Source organism: Kribbella sp. NBC_00709 (assembly GCF_036226565.1).
GTDB lineage: Bacteria > Actinomycetota > Actinomycetes > Propionibacteriales > Kribbellaceae > Kribbella.
On the sequence record NZ_CP108996.1, the window covers coordinates 3,751,930 to 3,766,477 of the forward strand.

14 protein-coding genes and 1 pseudogene are annotated in these 14,548 nt (G+C 68.1%); 3 read left to right on the plus strand and 12 right to left on the minus strand.

Annotated features, from left to right (window positions below; all coding sequences use genetic code 11):
- Positions 1-58 precede the first annotated feature (58 nt).
- The 7 genes from OHA18_RS18475 to alr all read right to left on the minus strand — a co-directional run bounded on the left by OHA18_RS18475 (position 59) and on the right by alr (position 8,154).
- Positions 59-280 (minus strand): formate dehydrogenase subunit delta, encoded by a 222-nt coding sequence (locus OHA18_RS18475; RefSeq protein ID WP_329005359.1) that lies wholly within the window; start codon positions 278-280, stop codon positions 59-61.
- The gene (fdhF, locus tag OHA18_RS18480) at positions 277-3,099 is read right to left on the minus strand and encodes a formate dehydrogenase subunit alpha (protein ID WP_329005360.1); all 2,823 of its coding nucleotides are present in this window, start codon (positions 3,097-3,099) and stop codon (positions 277-279) included. Before fdhF ends, OHA18_RS18475 begins: the two co-directional genes overlap by 4 nt.
- Complete coding sequence (locus OHA18_RS18485) at positions 3,096-4,493, minus strand: NADH-ubiquinone oxidoreductase-F iron-sulfur binding region domain-containing protein (protein WP_329005361.1); 1,398 nt, start codon at positions 4,491-4,493, stop codon at positions 3,096-3,098. The genes fdhF and OHA18_RS18485 overlap by 4 nt, the downstream gene beginning before the upstream one ends.
- Positions 4,494-4,612: 119 nt before the next feature.
- Positions 4,613-5,089, minus strand: coding sequence for an NAD(P)H-dependent oxidoreductase subunit E (locus OHA18_RS18490; protein WP_329005362.1), 477 nt, complete (start codon positions 5,087-5,089; stop codon positions 4,613-4,615).
- A gap of 337 nt (positions 5,090-5,426) precedes the next feature.
- Positions 5,427-6,059 carry a M15 family metallopeptidase gene (locus tag OHA18_RS18495; RefSeq protein WP_329005363.1) on the minus strand — a complete coding sequence of 211 codons (633 nt, stop codon included), beginning with the start codon at positions 6,057-6,059 and terminating at the stop codon, positions 5,427-5,429.
- Positions 6,056-7,021: a D-alanine--D-alanine ligase family protein gene (locus OHA18_RS18500; protein WP_329005364.1), complete on the minus strand. Its 966-nt coding sequence runs from the start codon at positions 7,019-7,021 to the stop codon at positions 6,056-6,058. The genes OHA18_RS18495 and OHA18_RS18500 overlap by 4 nt, the downstream gene beginning before the upstream one ends.
- Complete coding sequence (alr, locus tag OHA18_RS18505; protein ID WP_329005365.1) at positions 7,018-8,154, minus strand: alanine racemase; 1,137 nt, start codon at positions 8,152-8,154, stop codon at positions 7,018-7,020. The genes OHA18_RS18500 and alr overlap by 4 nt, the downstream gene beginning before the upstream one ends.
- Positions 8,155-8,285: 131 nt before the next feature.
- On the opposite strand from alr, the pseudogene OHA18_RS18510 reads away from it, so the two are divergent.
- Both OHA18_RS18510 and OHA18_RS18515 read left to right on the plus strand, forming a co-directional pair.
- Positions 8,286-8,675: pseudogene (locus OHA18_RS18510) on the plus strand (hypothetical protein); the annotation flags it as partial.
- Positions 8,673-8,834, plus strand: a complete 162-nt coding sequence (locus tag OHA18_RS18515) for a CGNR zinc finger domain-containing protein (protein WP_329006133.1) — start codon at positions 8,673-8,675, stop codon at positions 8,832-8,834. The pseudogene OHA18_RS18510 and the gene OHA18_RS18515, both read left to right, overlap by 3 nt.
- On the opposite strand, the gene OHA18_RS18520 is transcribed toward OHA18_RS18515, so the two are convergent.
- The 5 genes from OHA18_RS18520 to OHA18_RS18540 form a co-directional block, all read right to left on the minus strand.
- The gene (locus OHA18_RS18520) at positions 8,778-9,428 is read right to left on the minus strand and encodes a GNAT family N-acetyltransferase (RefSeq protein WP_329005366.1); all 651 of its coding nucleotides are present in this window, start codon (positions 9,426-9,428) and stop codon (positions 8,778-8,780) included. The genes OHA18_RS18515 and OHA18_RS18520 overlap by 57 nt on opposite strands.
- Before the next feature lie 36 nt (positions 9,429-9,464).
- Entirely contained in the window at positions 9,465-10,610 is a 1,146-nt protein-coding gene (locus OHA18_RS18525) for an ROK family transcriptional regulator (RefSeq protein ID WP_329005367.1), read from the minus strand.
- Positions 10,611-10,861: 251 nt separating this feature from the next.
- Entirely contained in the window at positions 10,862-11,560 is a 699-nt protein-coding gene (locus OHA18_RS18530) for a GAF and ANTAR domain-containing protein (protein WP_329005368.1), read from the minus strand.
- Between the two features lie 244 nt (positions 11,561-11,804).
- The gene (locus OHA18_RS18535) at positions 11,805-12,749 is read right to left on the minus strand and encodes a phosphotransferase family protein (RefSeq protein WP_329005369.1); all 945 of its coding nucleotides are present in this window, start codon (positions 12,747-12,749) and stop codon (positions 11,805-11,807) included.
- 121 nt (positions 12,750-12,870) lie between these two features.
- The gene (locus OHA18_RS18540) at positions 12,871-13,596 is read right to left on the minus strand and encodes an SDR family NAD(P)-dependent oxidoreductase (protein ID WP_329005370.1); all 726 of its coding nucleotides are present in this window, start codon (positions 13,594-13,596) and stop codon (positions 12,871-12,873) included.
- Between the two features lie 105 nt (positions 13,597-13,701).
- On the opposite strand from OHA18_RS18540, the gene OHA18_RS18545 reads away from it, so the two are divergent.
- A complete protein-coding gene (locus OHA18_RS18545; protein WP_329005371.1) occupies positions 13,702-14,538 on the plus strand; it encodes a LysR family transcriptional regulator in 837 nt (278 codons plus the stop codon).
- Positions 14,539-14,548: the final 10 nt, after the last annotated feature.

The following is a 14,548-nucleotide window of genomic DNA, read 5'->3' on the forward strand; positions in this document are numbered from 1 at the left end:
TCTCCAACCCACACCCGGTTGTCGAACGGACCCGGCCCGCCGGACGGTGTGGGATGGGTCACCGCGCCGCCTGGAGGCGGCGGGCGGCCAGGGCCGCCGCGGGGGAGAGGTCGGTGGCGCCGGACTCGGCGTGCGTGATCAGGGCCTGCTTCATCCGTGGATCCCAGGTCGCCTTCAGATGGTTGGCGATCGCCGTGGCGGCGTCCTCGGGGGAGCGGTGCGCGAACTGGGCGGCGATCTCGTTCGCCAACCGCACGTACGGCGGCACGCCGCCACTCATCGGTTGCCTCCTGCAACGACCGGTTCGGGTACCGCGTCCGTTGCGACCGGGGCCGGGATCAGGTCCACCTGGACCGCGGTGACCTTGTACTCCGGGCAGTTGGTGGCCCAGTCCGAGTTGTCGGTGGTGACGACATTCGCGCCGCTGACCGGGTGGTGGAAGGTCGTGTAACAGACCCCGACCGGGATCCGGTCGGAGATCCTGGCTCGCAACTCGGTCCGCCCCACCCGACTCGACAGGGCGACCAGGTCCCCGTCCGAGACACCCCGCACCTCGGCGTCGTGGGGATGGATCTCCAGCACGTCCTCCGCGTGCCACGCGACGTTCGCAGTACGACGAGTCTGCGCGCCGACGTTGTACTGCGAGAGAATCCGCCCGGTGGTCAGGATCAACGGGAACTTCCGCGTGGACCGCTCCGAGGTCGGCACGTACACGGTCTCCATGAACCGGCCCTTGCCGCGGGTGAATTCGTCCTCGTGCATGATCGGCGTACCGTCCGGATGCTCGACGTTGCACGGCCACTGGATCGACCCGAGCTCGTCCAGCTTGGCGAACGACACCCCCATGAACGTCGGGGTGGTCAGCGCGATCTCGGCCATGATCTGCGCGGCCGAGTCGTAGTGCATCGGGTACCCCATCGCCTGCGCGATCTCGCAGACGATCTCCCACTCCTGCTTCCCGGTCCGCGGCGCCATGATCGGCCGCACCCGGTTGATCCGCCGCTCGGCGTTCGTGAACGTCCCGTCCTTCTCCAGGAAAGATGTCCCCGGCAACAGAACGTGCGCGAACTTCGCCGTCTCGTTGACGAACAGGTCCTGGACCACGAGGAGGTCCAGCGCGCCGAGCGCCGCGAAGACGTGCTGCGTGTTCGGGTCCGACTGCGCGATGTCCTCGCCCTGCACGAACAGCGCTTTGAACGATCCGTCGATCGCGGCGTCGAACATGTTCGGGATCCGCAGCCCCGGTTCGTTCAGGATCGGCGTACCCCAGAGGTGCTCGTAGATCGACCGCACATCGTCGTCGGACACGTGCCGGTATCCCGGCAGCTCGTGCGGGAACGAACCCATGTCGCAGGATCCCTGCACGTTGTTCTGCCCGCGCATCGGGTTCACCCCGACGCCGGCACGGCCGATGTTCCCGGTCGCCATCGCCAGGTTCGCCATCCCCATCACCATCGTCGAGCCCTGGCTGTGCTCGGTGACGCCGAGACCGTAGTAGATGGCCGCGTTCCCGCCGGTCGCGTACAGCCGGGCCGCCGCGCGGATCGCGTCCGCCGGTACGCCGGAAATCCCGGAAACTGCTTCCGGGCTGTGTTCCGGCTGCGCGATGAACGTTTCCCACGCCTTGAAGTCCTCACACCGGCTGCGGACGAACTCCCGGTCGACCAGGCCCTCGGTCACCACCACGTGCGCGAGCGCGTTGATGATCGCGACGTTCGTCCCGGGCGCGAGCTCGAGGTGGTACGCCGCCTCGACGTGCGGCGACCGGACCAGATCGATCCGGCGGGGATCGATCACGATCAGCTTGGCGCCCTGGCGGATCCGCTGCTTCATCCGGGATCCGAAGACCGGGTGCGCGTCGGTCGGGTTCGACCCGATCACCAGGATCACGTCGGACTCGTCCACGGAACGGAAGTCCTGCGTTCCGGCGGATTCCCCGAAGGTCTGCTTCAGCCCGTACCCGGTCGGCGAGTGGCAGACCCGTGCGCAGGTGTCGACGTTGTTGTTTCCGAAAACGGCCCGGACCATTTTCTGGACCGCGTACACCTCTTCGTTCGTGGTCCGCGACGACGTGATCGCACCGATCGAACCCTGGCCGTACTGCGCCTGGATCTCGCGCAGCCGCCGCGCGGTGAACGTGATCGCCTCCTCCCAGGAAACGGTCCGCCAATCGTCGGCGATCGTGTCGCGGACCATCGGCTCGAGCACGCGGTCCGGGTGACTGGCGTACCCGAACGCGAACCGGCCCTTCACGCACGAGTGGCCTTCGTTCGCACCGCCGTTCTTGTACGGGACCATCCGGACCAGTTCGTCGCCGCGCAGCTCGGCCTTGAACGAGCAGCCCACACCGCAGTACGCGCACGTCGTCAGGACGGTCCGCGTCGGCATGCCCAGTTCGACGACCGACTTCTCCTGCAGCGTCGCGGTCGGGCAGGCCTGCACGCACGCGCCGCACGACACACAGTCCGACTCGAAGAAAGGCACCCCGGCGCCGGCCGCGACCTTGGAGTCGAACCCACGCCCCTCGATCGTCAGCGCCAGCGTTCCCTGTACTTCGTCGCAGGCGCGGACGCAGCGCGAGCAGGCGATGCACTTGGACGCCTCGAAATCGAAGTACGGGTTGGAGGTGTCGGTCGGGAGATCCATGTGGTTCGCGCCGGCCTCGACCCCCGAGCCGTACCGGACCTCGCGCAGCCCGGTGACGCCGGCCATGTCCTGCAGTTCGCAGTCACCGTTGGCCGAACAGGTCAGACAGTCCAGCGGGTGGTCGGAGATGTAGAGCTCCATCACGCCGCGTCGCAGCTTCCCGAGCCGCTCGTTCTGGGTACGGACGTTCATGCCGTCGCGGACCGGCGTCGTACAGGAGGCCGGAGTGCCTTTCACCCCGTCGATCTCGACCACGCACAACCGGCACGACCCGAACGCCTCCAGGTTGTCGGTCGCACACAGCTTCGGTACGTCGACACCCGCCTCCTTCGCCGCTCGCATCACCGACGTACCAGGTGGGACCTTCACGGCGACCCCGTCGATGGTCAGGTCGACGGTGGCCTCGCCGGCGCGGGCCGGCGTACCGAAATCGGGCTCTTTGAGCAGGGTCATGCGTGGAAGTCCTCTCCGAAATGGCGGACGGCACTGCGTACTGGCATCGGGGTGAGGCCGCCCATCGCGCAGAGCGAGCCGTCGGTCATCAGTTCGCACAGGTCCTCGAGGACGACGAGGTTCTTGTCGCGCTCGGTGCCGGCCACGATCCGGTCGATCGTCTCGACGCCACGGACCGCGCCGACCCGGCACGGCGTACATTTGCCGCACGATTCGGCCGCGCAGAACTCGAACGCGAACCGTGCCATCGCGGCCATGTCCACGGTGTCGTCGAAGACCACGATCCCGCCGTGCCCGACCATCGCCCCGGCTTCGGCGAACGCTTCGTAGTCCATCGGCAGGTCGAACTGCTCGACGGGTAGGTACGCACCGAGCGGTCCACCGACTTGGACGGCTCTCGTCGGCCGTCCACTGGCGGTTCCGCCGCCGAGATCGTTCACCAGTTCGCCGAGGGTGATGCCGAAGGCGGTCTCGACGATCCCGCCGCGGGCGACGTTCCCGCCGAGCTGGAACACGCTGGTGCCTCTGGAACGGCCGGTGCCGTAATCGGCGTAGGCCGCGGCTCCGTTGGCGAGGATAGTCGGGACTGTTGCCAGGGACAACACGTTGTTGACGACGGTCGGCCGGCCGAAGAGCCCTTGTAGCGCAGGGATCGGGGGCTTCGCGCGGACCATGCCACGTTTTCCCTCCAGGCTCTCCAGCATCGACGTCTCTTCGCCGCAGATGTACGCACCCGCGCCGACCCGGAGGTGCAGGTCGAAGCCGAACCCTGAGCCGAGAATGTCCGGCCCCAACCAGCCTTCCTGGTGCGCCCGCCCGATCGCCGCCTCGAGCGTCGCGACCGCATCCGGGTACTCCGATCGCAGGTACACGTAGCCTTCCGCGGCACCGACGGCGTACGCCGCGATCGTCATCCCCTCGATCACCGTGAACGGATCGCCCTCGATCAGCATCCGATCCGCGAACGTCCCCGAGTCCCCTTCGTCCGCGTTGCAGCACACGAACTTGAGATCCGCCTCGGCGCCAAGCACCGTCCGCCACTTGATCCCGGTCGGAAACCCGGCCCCGCCCCGCCCGCGCAACCCGGACTCGACGACAGTCTCGACCACCTCGGACGGCGTCAGCGTGAACGCCTTCCGCAGCCCGCTCATCCCACCGTGGGCTTCGTAGTCCGCGGCAGACAGCGGATCGATCACGCCAACGCGCGAAAACGTCAACCGCTCCTGCCGCTGCATCCAGGGCAGCTCCTGCACCAGCCCCAGATAGTTGCCGGTGTCCACCCCGTCGAGCATCCCGGCCGCGATCAGCCCATCCACATCCTCCGGAGCGACCGGCCCATACCCGACCCGCCCCGCCGATGTCTCCAGCTCAACCAGAGGCTCCAACCACAACATCCCCCGGGACCCCGTCCGAACAACCTCCGGAGCGCTCTCCTGGATGGACGCAGCGATCCGCTCGGCTACCTCGTCAGCCCCCACGGAGCGAGCGGCCGAATCACGCGGGACGAAGATCCTCATCGCGCTTCCCCCAGCAGCGCGTCGAGCCGGGCCGGCGTGACCCGCCCATGCAGCTTCTCGCCGACCTGCACCGTCGGCCCCAGCGCACAGTTCCCGAAGCAGAACACTTCATCGAGCGTGACCCGCCCGTCGTACGTCGTCTCGCCGAACCCACACCCGATGGCACGCTTGGCATGCTCGGCCAGCGACACCGCGCCAACAGCCCGGCACGCCTCCGCCTGACAGATCGCCACCGTCGTCCGCCCGGCCGCCGTACGCCGGAAGTCCTTGTAGAACGTGACGACCCCGTGCACCTCGGCCACGGCGATGTTCAGCACATCCGCGATGACGGCGACGTCCGGCTGGTCGACGTACCCGAACTCCTCCTGCACCGCATGCAGGATCGGGATCAACGCCCCGCGGAGCCCACGCAACTCCTCCGCGATCTCCCGCACACGCTGAGCTCGAACGTCAACTACGACCGCACTAGTCATGTATACAATATTCCGTCGCCACGACCGCCCGGTCAAAGCAATGCTGCCTATCACCCCATAGCCGCCACCTATCAACGCCCCCGCCCTCTCGCGCCAATACCTCGCCCCGAAAGGTTGGGGTCGTCACGCTGCCAGGCCGACCCGCCCGCCGGGCCACTACCCACGCAACCCTGACCCGGGGCGCCATAACCCAGCCGAGCGGCAACGCACCACGGGCCGTCTCAGGGGTTGACCCCCGAGATGGTCGGTTGACACCTCGCCTGCGGGGGGCACAACCGGCAATCTGAGGGGTTGACCCCTCAGACGCTCCAGCTCTCCTTGGCCTGCCGGGGTGGCGTCAGTCGGAGACGCCTGTGAGGATCGATGTTGGTTCGTAGAGGGCCGCTGGCCGGTCCTCGACGTAGGCCCAGTAGCGATCGCCGTACGACCAGTGCCACCACTCGGTGGGGTAATTCACCAGGTCGGCTGCGGTGAGTACGTCGGCGAGCAACGACCGGTTCGTGCGGGCCTCGTGGCTGATGTTGGTCGCCGCGAAGAAGCATGCCCCATTGCTCTGCTCAGGTGTCGCGTCGATCGGCGTACCCAGGTCGAGCGGCCCGTGGGCGCCGATCAGCGTCAGATCGACCGCCGCACCGGCAACATGCGGCGCGACCTCCACCGGCGACACGAACCGGCTGGCCAGTACGCGTACCTCGTGATCCGAGATCCCGGGATGCAGCCGTCGCAACTCGGCGCGATAGCCGTCGTAGATCGACTGCTGACTCTCGACCGCCCGCAGCCCTTCGACCACGTGCAGCCGAACCCCCGCCGGTAAGAACGTGTCGGCCAGCGCGAGCCGGTCCGCCACGCTCTCGCGGGCGAACTGTCGCCCGGTCGTCGCCACGGCCCGGGTGAACAGGTCGACCAGCGGTTCGCCGTTCTCGATCGCCGGGATGTTCGTGATCCGGTCGTCGCTCAGCAGTACGGTCATCCGCGCGCCACCGCCGTACGGATCAGGGTGTCGACCACTTCGGCGTACGACATTCCGGCCGCGGCCCACATCCGCGGGAACTGCGACGCGGGCGTGAATCCGGGGAACGTGTTGATCTCGTTGACCACCGGCTCCCCATCGTCCGGCACGAAGAAGTCGACCCGCGCCAACCCCGCACATCCGAGGACCTCGAACACGTCGATCGCCGTACGCCGCAACCGCTCGGCCAACTCCGGCGAGAGCGGAGCGGGTACGACGAATCGCGTCGCAGAGCTGTCGTACTTCGCGGTCGCGTCGAAGAAGGGCTGCTTCGGGTCGGGATGGATCTCCAGCGCCGGGGCAGTCTCGACCCGCCCATCCGGAAACTCCAGCACCGCCAGGTCGATCTCGCGTCCGACCATTTCCCGTTCCACCAGCACGTGCGGGTCGAGTAGGGCGGCGTCCGCGATCGCCGCGAGCAAGGTCGGCAGATTCGTTGCCCTGGACACCCCGAAGCTCGAGCCGCCGTTGCCCGGCTTGACGAACAGCGGGAAGTCCAGGCCGGCCACCTTCAGCTTCTGCAGCGCAGCTTCGGTGTCGGTCAACTCTGTCCCGCGGAGCGTGACACCCGGCGTGACCGGGATGCCGTGTGCCCTCAGGACCGCCTTCGTCAGGTGCTTGTCCAGACCGACCGCGCTGGCCGCGATCCCGCTGCCGACGTACAGGATGTGCAGTTGCTCGAGGAAACCCTGCAGTCGACCGTCCTCGCCGCCCTCGCCGTGCAGCGCCGGGATGGTGACGTCGCACGCCTGCATGATCTCGATCGCCTCGTGCTGACCGTCGACCCAGTTGCCGTCAGCATCGATCAGTAGCGGGATCGCTGTGTGGCCGAGGAGTTCGACCGCCTTCGTGATCCCTTTGCCGCTGGCAAGCGAAACCTCGTACTCCGGGCTCGCGCCACCCGTCACGACCGCGACCTTCATCGGTTGCCCTCCTCATAGCGACGAGGCACCCGGGACCCGATGCCGCAATAGATCTCGTGCGGGATGGTGCCGGCCCAATCGGCCCAGTCAGCGGCAGTCGGTTCACCCGCGGAACCGTCACCGAAGATCGTCACCGGTTCGCCTGGCTCGACGGCGGCATCACCGGCATCGACGACGAATTGGTCCATCGCGATCCGCCCGATCACCGGCATCTGTACGCCGTGGCACAGCACGCTCGCCCGCTGCACCGCGACCCGGGGGATGCCGTCGGCGTACCCGATCGGGACCAGGCCGATCGTGGTGTCCCGATCCGTCACGAAGTCGTGCCCGTACGAAACCCCTTCACCCGCACGGATCCGGCGTACCTGGGTCAGCTTGCTCATCAGCCGCATCGCGGGCCGCAGCCCGAGCCCTACCTCGTCGATCCCGTACAACCCGGCACCGATCCGGACCAGGTTGCAGTCCGGCGCGTCGAGCGTGATCGCACCGGCCGAGTTCGCCAGATGTACGACGCTGGGGCGCAGGCCGGCCCGGCGCGCGAGACCCACCCCGGTCCGCAGGAGCTGCAACTGCCGCGTGCTCTGCATGGCGTCGACGGAGTCGCCGTGCGAGAGATGCGACCAGATCCCACGGACCGTGACGGCGCCGAGCGCCTCGTAATGCGCCGCCGTTCGGGTGAGCTCGATCCACTGGTCGGGTGCACTGCCGGCCCGGTGCAAACCGGTGTCCAGCTTGAGGTGCACGTAGTGGACGGACGGGATGGAGACGACCCGCTGCAGTTCGGCGACGGTCGAGACGCTGACGTCCACGTCTACATCGCCGAGCAGCACCAGTTCCGCGGCGTCGTACAGCCAGGTCAGGATCGGTACGGTCAGCCCGGCCGAGCGCAGTTGCAACGCCTCGTCGGCCCGGGCGACGCCGAGCCAGGTCGCCCCGGCCTCGACCGCTGCCCGGGCGACCGGTACGGCGCCGTGCCCGAAGCCGTCGGCCTTGACCACGGCCAGGACGTCCTGCGGAACGCGCCGCCGGAACGCCCGGACGTTGTCGCGAATGGCGGCGAGGTCGACGACGGCCTCCGACAATCCGGCGATCCCACGTGGCGCCGGGCGGTGGCGGGACTGAACCAGGTACATGTCAGTCATTGTTGTTTCCGGCAACGATCAGCTTCATCGGATCGCGGACGGATGTGCGGAACCGGTGTCTACGACCCTGGTATGACCCACCTCATCCCTCTGAATGAGCTTCCCACCGCCGGTCAACCAGGGATACTGGGCGGATGGAGGCCACCGATCACCTGAAGGCGTCGTTGTCCGCGGCGATCGCGCTGGCGAACGCCTTCGGATCCGATCCGCGCCAGGGTCGTCCGGCGGCGACTCCCGACGCCGACGCCGTCCGCGCCGCTCTTCGCCTCACGACCAACCGTGTCCCCGCCGTCGAGGCCGGCGACTACGAGGCCGGCGCCAAGATCCTGTACGACGCTCTCCGCCGCCTGCCGGATGTCGACGCCGCCGTCGACCTGGTGAACGGGATGCTCCGGGACACGCAGGCAGCGCCGCACCTCGTCCGGGACCCGGGGGCGCCGTGGCACCTGCACTTCGGCAGCCCGGACGAGGCCACCGGATGGCTGGCCGAGCTCGCTACGGCTGTGGCGATGCTGCTCGGCAGCGACGAGGTCGAGCGGCTCCGCCGCTGTGAGGCGACCCGTTGTGAGGACGTTTTCCTGGACTCGACCCGGAACCGCACGCAGCGGTTCTGCTCAACGGCCTGTCAGAACCGCACCAAGGTCGCCGCTCACCGCGCGCGCGTCTCCTGACGCCGTCACCATGGTTGCTTCAGGCAACCAGCCGAGTTTCCGGTACAAGTGGAAGCCGTCGGTGGTCGCCATCAGCAGACCGGTGGTCGCACCGCGCTCGAGTGCCCGCCGGCTCAGCGCCCCCATGACGATGCTGCCGAGGCCCCGGCGCCGGTAGGCCGGGTCGGTCTGGATGTCGTGCATCACCGCATCGGCGCCGACGATCGCCGCCATGCCGTGGGCCGCGACCGTGCCGTCGATCAGCACCCGCACGTACTCCAACGGGCCGTCCGACTCGAACTCGGCAGCCGCCGACGGATGGTCGTGCAGGTCGATCGACATCAGCGTTTTCTGCTCCTCGAACGGCTGTGCGCCGGCGGCCGCGAGTCGACGCGCAATCTCGTTACCGGTTTGTGTGGTAACAGTCAGCCAGGTGTCCGCGGTCAGTCCGGCGGCGAGCCGGTCCACGGTCCCCGCGTCGTCAGTGCGCGCGAACAGTTCCCGTTCGCGACCGGGCAAGCGCAGTACGGCGGCGTACGCGTCGTCGTACTCGATCACCGGCTCCAGGCCGCGGCACAACCGCCAGCCCTCCAACCATCGCCTCACGATGTCCATGCCGGAGAGTGTAACTGCTTATCGGCGAATAGTCAGTTACGTAGTGCCGAGGACGAAGGTCTGGATGGCGACGACCGCGGCGCCGCGCGCCCATTCGCTGAAATCGGCGGGCTGCAGGACCATCCGCAGTTCGGCGGCCGACGGGTGCCGGTCGGCGTGCAGGGCAGTCAGCAGGTCGTCGTGCGCGACCTCGGCCAGCCGGACGCCCTCGCCGCCGAGGACGACGAGCTCGGGCATGGTGAAGTTCGCCGCTGCCGCGATCAGCTTGCCGAGGGCGCGACCGGCGCGGCCGATCACCTCCCGCGCGGCCGGATCGCCTTTGGCCGCGAGATCGAGTGCCTCGTCGTACCCGACCGGCCTGCCGACCGCCGCGCCGACCTGCTCGGTGATGGCGCCGACCGTGAGCAGACTGAGCGCGCAGCCGTGGTGACCGCGATCGCAGCGCGGGCCGTCCGGTATCAGCGGGTGGTGCCCGATCAGGCCGATGGTGACGTCCGGGCTGTCCACGATCCGGTTGTGGATGACGAGTCCGTACCCGACGCCGGCACCGATCGTGAGCAGCACGAAGCGGTCCGAGTTGCGGCCGGCGCCGAACCAGTGGGTCGCCTCGGTCAGCGAGGTCAGGTCGTTCGTGACCACGACCGGGACGCTCGTGTGTGCGGCGAGGATGGCGCCGAACGGTACGTCGACCCAGTTGAGATACGGGCCCCAGCGGACCTCCGAGCCGTCCGCCACCCGGCCGCCGATCGAGACGCCGAGCCCGGTGATCGCCGTACCGCCCGGCACCTGGATCGCCAGCTCGTCGGTGAGCTCGAGGACGAGGTCGGCCACCACGGAGGGGGTGGGATCGGTGAGCGGACGTTCGACGCTCGCGATCACGTCCGCCCGCAGAGTCGTGAGTACGCCGATCGCCGAGTCGCCGGTCAGCTTGATGCCGACGAAGTGGTGCGCGTTCGCATCCAGATCGAGCGGCTGCGACGGGCGGCCGACCCTGGCGTCCGTCGGGCCGCCTTCGACCTCGACCAGCAGGCCCGACTCGACCATCGGCTTGGTCAGGCGGGTGAGGCTGCCAGGCGAAAGGCCGACGCGGCGCGAGAGCTCGGCGCGCGACAACGGCCCGTCCAGCAGGATCTCCAACGCCACCTGCCGTGACGGACTGGACAACGGCTGCCAGGCACCCATTGCGTCAGGGTAACCGGCAGCTCACCTGGACGAGCTGGTGGCGCGATGAGTGAGGACGCCGAGACGTGACCCGGTCCGCGGTTCTGGCCGCACAAATCCCGGCGTCATGCTCACTCAATGACAGACAGATGTCCACAACCCCTCGAACCGGGTGAACACCGTGGAGGCGGAGTACCCAACTCTTCTCGAAGTATGCAACGGATTTCGCTCCGTGTTGCCTGGACAACGGTGTCAGAATCCGCCGGGGTCACTCAGTGCGGCAACTTCCGGGTGTCGATCAGGTGCTGGGCGACGTCGCGGAGCTTCGTGTTGGTGTCCTGCGAGTAGCGCTTCAGGATCGCGAACGCCCGGTCCGCGTCCACGTCGAAACGCTCCATCAGGATGCCCATCGCCTGGCCGACGAGCTTCCGCGCATCGACCGCCTGCGCCATCGTCTCCTCGTGCCGCGCCGACGCCACCGCGACCGACGCGTGCCGCGCGAGGATGTGCGCGATCGCCTCGTCGTCCTCGCTGAACGCGTCCGGCTCCGGGCTGTACAACCCCAGCACACCGACTGTCTGTCGCGCTGCGTCACCGGTCGCCAACGGTACGTCGAGCGCGCTGCGGACTCCGAGCGCCGCAACCTTCGCCGCCCACTCGGGCCAACGCTCGTCGGTACTCGTGTCCCGGATCAGAACCGGGGTCCGATCCCGCAGCGCGGTGACCAGCGGACCCGTCTCGGTGGTGATCTGCAGTTCGTACACGTCAGCGACGACCGGGTCCGTGACCGCGGCGATCTCCGCTCGCGAACCACGCGTGTACAAGGTCACACCGGCGTACGTGCAGTTCAAAGCCTGCAGCGCGAACTGCACGACGGCGTCGATCGTCTCCTCGACACCAGGCGCATCATGCAACTCGATCGCCAGCCGGGCGAAAGTATCCGCCGACGTAGCGAGATCGGGCTCGGTCACAGGGGCTCCAGGACATGGTCGTGCAGTTGGGGCAGGGCAATCATGCAGCCCAACAGCCATGGAGTGTTAGCCGGTCCACCGAAACGATATGGAAGACCTCCCGCAGCGCTAATTGACCGGTACTACGCGGTTCCGCGCGCAGCTGGCTGGTCGACCCACGCGGCACTACGCGCGGCTCCGTCGTCGCCGTGCTACGCGCCGCTCGCACCCGCCCTCCGGCTCATCGCCACCAGGGAACCTGCAGTTAGCCGAGGCGGCGTAGCGCTGTCTCGATGGCGACCTCGACGCGGGATGCCATGCCGGGCACATCGACGGGACGGCGCCCGGCGACCTGACCGCGGATCCACTTCGACCCGCTGTCGTCGTAGTGCAGCAGGGCATACAGGTCCCACCACGGATCGAGGGTCACCCCGGCGATCGACTCGTAGAGCGACCGAAGCTGCTCCGACCACTCGGGCGAGTAGAGCGCCGCGAGGTATCGCCGACACTGTCCGACGTCAATGGCGCGTGCTCCCCGATGGATGGAGTTCCAGTCGGTCAGTCCGCTAATCCTCCCGCGCGACCACAGCATGTTGACGGGCAGGAAATCACAGTGCAGGAAGACGGCAGGGTCCTTTGGTGGCGGCGCCGCCATGACACCGAACGCCGCCTTCCAGACAGCCGGCTTCTGTGCGCCGACCGGCACCTTGAACTCGTCCAGAGGAGCGATCCAAGAATCTGTCCAGGGGTTGAACGTCTTCGCGGGGAGATCGAGGGAATGCAGCAAGACAGCAATCTCGGCGATCCTCGTCAGCCACGACCGAGGTTCCACCGGATTGAGGTGAACATGCCCCGGCAACCGTGTCATCAGCAACGCCGGCGCGCCCCCGGTCGAAGTACCAGCAACATCAGCAGCCAGGATGCGCGGAACCGGGAGCCCGCTTCCCGCCACCACACCAAGGTTGGCGATCTCCTTCTCGAGGGCCGCCTCCAGGCCGAGCCCGCCAGGGTACTGCCGCAGTACGACGAACCTTCGCACTCCACGTCGCTCGACAGTCAGCCGATGTACGGCGGAGCAGACGCCGCCGGTCATTCGGCGATGGCCAACGACGCGACTGCCCCGACCCATCGCCGCCGCAACCCAGGCGAGCGTTTCCGCGGAGGGCCGACGCTGCCTGAACCCGCTGTCCCTCCAGTCGCCGTCGGTCATGAACGCGAACCTAGTCGTCAGGAGCCTGCGGCGACACGGGTTTTCCAACCCGCCCGAGGCTGCTGGACTGCGCTGCCCGGACGGAAACGTCGAGGGAAGATGCCCGCCATCGCGCTGATCGTTACCAGGGCACTGTTCCGGCGTCGTCGAAGAATCCGCCGGTCGGTCCGTCGTCGGGCAGGGTCGCGAGGTGAATCGCGATGGCCGCGCCCTGTTGTGGTGTGCGGACGCCGCGGAATCCGTTGAGGTCGGTGGCGGTGAAGCCGGGGCAGCCGGAGTTGATCAGGATGTTGGTGTCGCCCAGTTCTTTGGCGTATTGGATGGTGATGGCGTTGAGGAAGGTCTTCGACGCCAGGTAGGCGGCGGGAACCGGGCCCATGTCGAGGCCGGGTGTGGTTTGCAGAGCGAGCGAGCCGACGCTGCTGGACAGGTTGACGATTCGCGGTGATGCGGAGGTACGCAGCAGCGGCAGCATCGCGTTGGTGACCCGGATGACGCCGATCACGTTGGATTCCACGACGTCTCTCACGACCGCGGGATCGAGCGTGGTGGGCGTCTGTGGCATAGCTCCGGTGATCGCGGCGTTGTTGACCAGGACGTCGAGCCAGGGGACACGGTCGGCGATCAGTTCGGCCGCCGCGGCCACGCTCGCGTCGTCGGTCACGTCGAGCGGTACACCGAACGCATCGGTGCCGGCCGCGCGCAGCTTCTCGACCGCGGTGTCGCGGCGTTCTTGATCCCTCGCGCCCACACCGATGCGCCAGCCGAGGTCGCCCAGGCCTGCGGCGATCTCGTACCCGATTCCTTTGTTCGCGCCGGTCACCAGCGCGATCCTCGGTTCACTCATGCCGTCGATCATGTTGCGGACTCGGGTGGGGCGTCCAAGACCGGTCGGGTGGGCGGCGATACCGCACAGGTATTGGTCGTGGTCAGCGCCGGATACGATCAGTTGGTGGAGACGCGGGAGCTGCGGTACTTCGTCGCCGTCGCCGAGGAGCTGCACTTCGGGCGGGCGGCACAACGGCTCGCGATGGCGCAACCTCCACTGTCGCGGGCGATTCAGCAGCTGGAACGGCGGCTCGGAGTCGTTCTGCTGCACCGCACTGCACGCGCAATCACTTTGACCGAAGCCGGATCGGTGCTGTTGCTGGAGGCCCGGACCGTGCTCGACGCGGTCGAAGCCGCCGAGCGCCGCACCCGCCGCGCCGCCGACCAACCTGGTGTGGTGCTGGCCGCCAAGGCCGGAGCGTCCAGTGAACTGTTGTCGAAGCTGCTGGACGCGTACGCCGCTGAACCGGGCGCTGTCGCGGTCGAGGTGATGCTGTGCGGGCCCGGCGAACCGGCAAGCTTGCTACGCACCGGGCGTGCCGACGTCGCGCTGCTCCACCGGCCCTACGACACAACGGCCGGATTCGACACCGAGGACCTACACACCGAACAGCAAGTCGTGGTGTTGCCGGCGGGACACCCCCTCGCCAACCGACCCCAGATGTCGATGGCCGAGGTCAACGCCCTGACGGACCTGCCCCTGCCGCGCTGGCCTCGACGAGATGGGACTTATCCGGACGGCCTCGGTCCACAGGTCCGCGACCATACCCAGTTGACCCAGCTGATCACGCTCGGCCGGGCCTGCGCGCTCATGCCCGAGTCGCTCGGAGCCCAGCTACGCGACGATCACGCCATCGTGCCGGTGCCGGACGCTCCGGCCGTCACGACCGTCATCGCCTGGCAACCACTCAGCCGATCCCAAGCTGTCGCCGACCTCGTCCGCACCGCGACACGCCTCTAGCCGCGCAGCA

Bases quoted from the DNA above. Each gene is read 5' to 3' on its own strand.
- OHA18_RS18485 (WP_329005361.1), bottom strand. From the start codon at position 4,493: ATGTTGTGGTTGGAGCCTCTGGTTGAGCTGGAGACATCGGCGGGGCGG.
- fdhF (WP_329005360.1), bottom strand. From the start codon at position 3,099: ATGACCCTGCTCAAAGAGCCCGATTTCGGTACGCCGGCCCGCGCCGGC.
- OHA18_RS18475 (WP_329005359.1), bottom strand. From the start codon at position 280: ATGAGTGGCGGCGTGCCGCCGTACGTGCGGTTGGCGAACGAGATCGCC.
- OHA18_RS18490 (WP_329005362.1), bottom strand. From the start codon at position 5,089: ATGACTAGTGCGGTCGTAGTTGACGTTCGAGCTCAGCGTGTGCGGGAG.
- OHA18_RS18540 (WP_329005370.1), bottom strand. From the start codon at position 13,596: ATGAGTGAACCGAGGATCGCGCTGGTGACCGGCGCGAACAAAGGAATC.
- alr (WP_329005365.1), bottom strand. From the start codon at position 8,154: ATGTACCTGGTTCAGTCCCGCCACCGCCCGGCGCCACGTGGGATCGCC.
- OHA18_RS18495 (WP_329005363.1), bottom strand. From the start codon at position 6,059: ATGACCGTACTGCTGAGCGACGACCGGATCACGAACATCCCGGCGATC.
- OHA18_RS18535 (WP_329005369.1), bottom strand. From the start codon at position 12,749: ATGACCGACGGCGACTGGAGGGACAGCGGGTTCAGGCAGCGTCGGCCC.
- OHA18_RS18520 (WP_329005366.1), bottom strand. From the start codon at position 9,428: ATGGACATCGTGAGGCGATGGTTGGAGGGCTGGCGGTTGTGCCGCGGC.
- OHA18_RS18525 (WP_329005367.1), bottom strand. From the start codon at position 10,610: ATGGGTGCCTGGCAGCCGTTGTCCAGTCCGTCACGGCAGGTGGCGTTG.
- OHA18_RS18500 (WP_329005364.1), bottom strand. From the start codon at position 7,021: ATGAAGGTCGCGGTCGTGACGGGTGGCGCGAGCCCGGAGTACGAGGTT.
- OHA18_RS18515 (WP_329006133.1), top strand. From the start codon at position 8,673: ATGCTGCTCGGCAGCGACGAGGTCGAGCGGCTCCGCCGCTGTGAGGCG.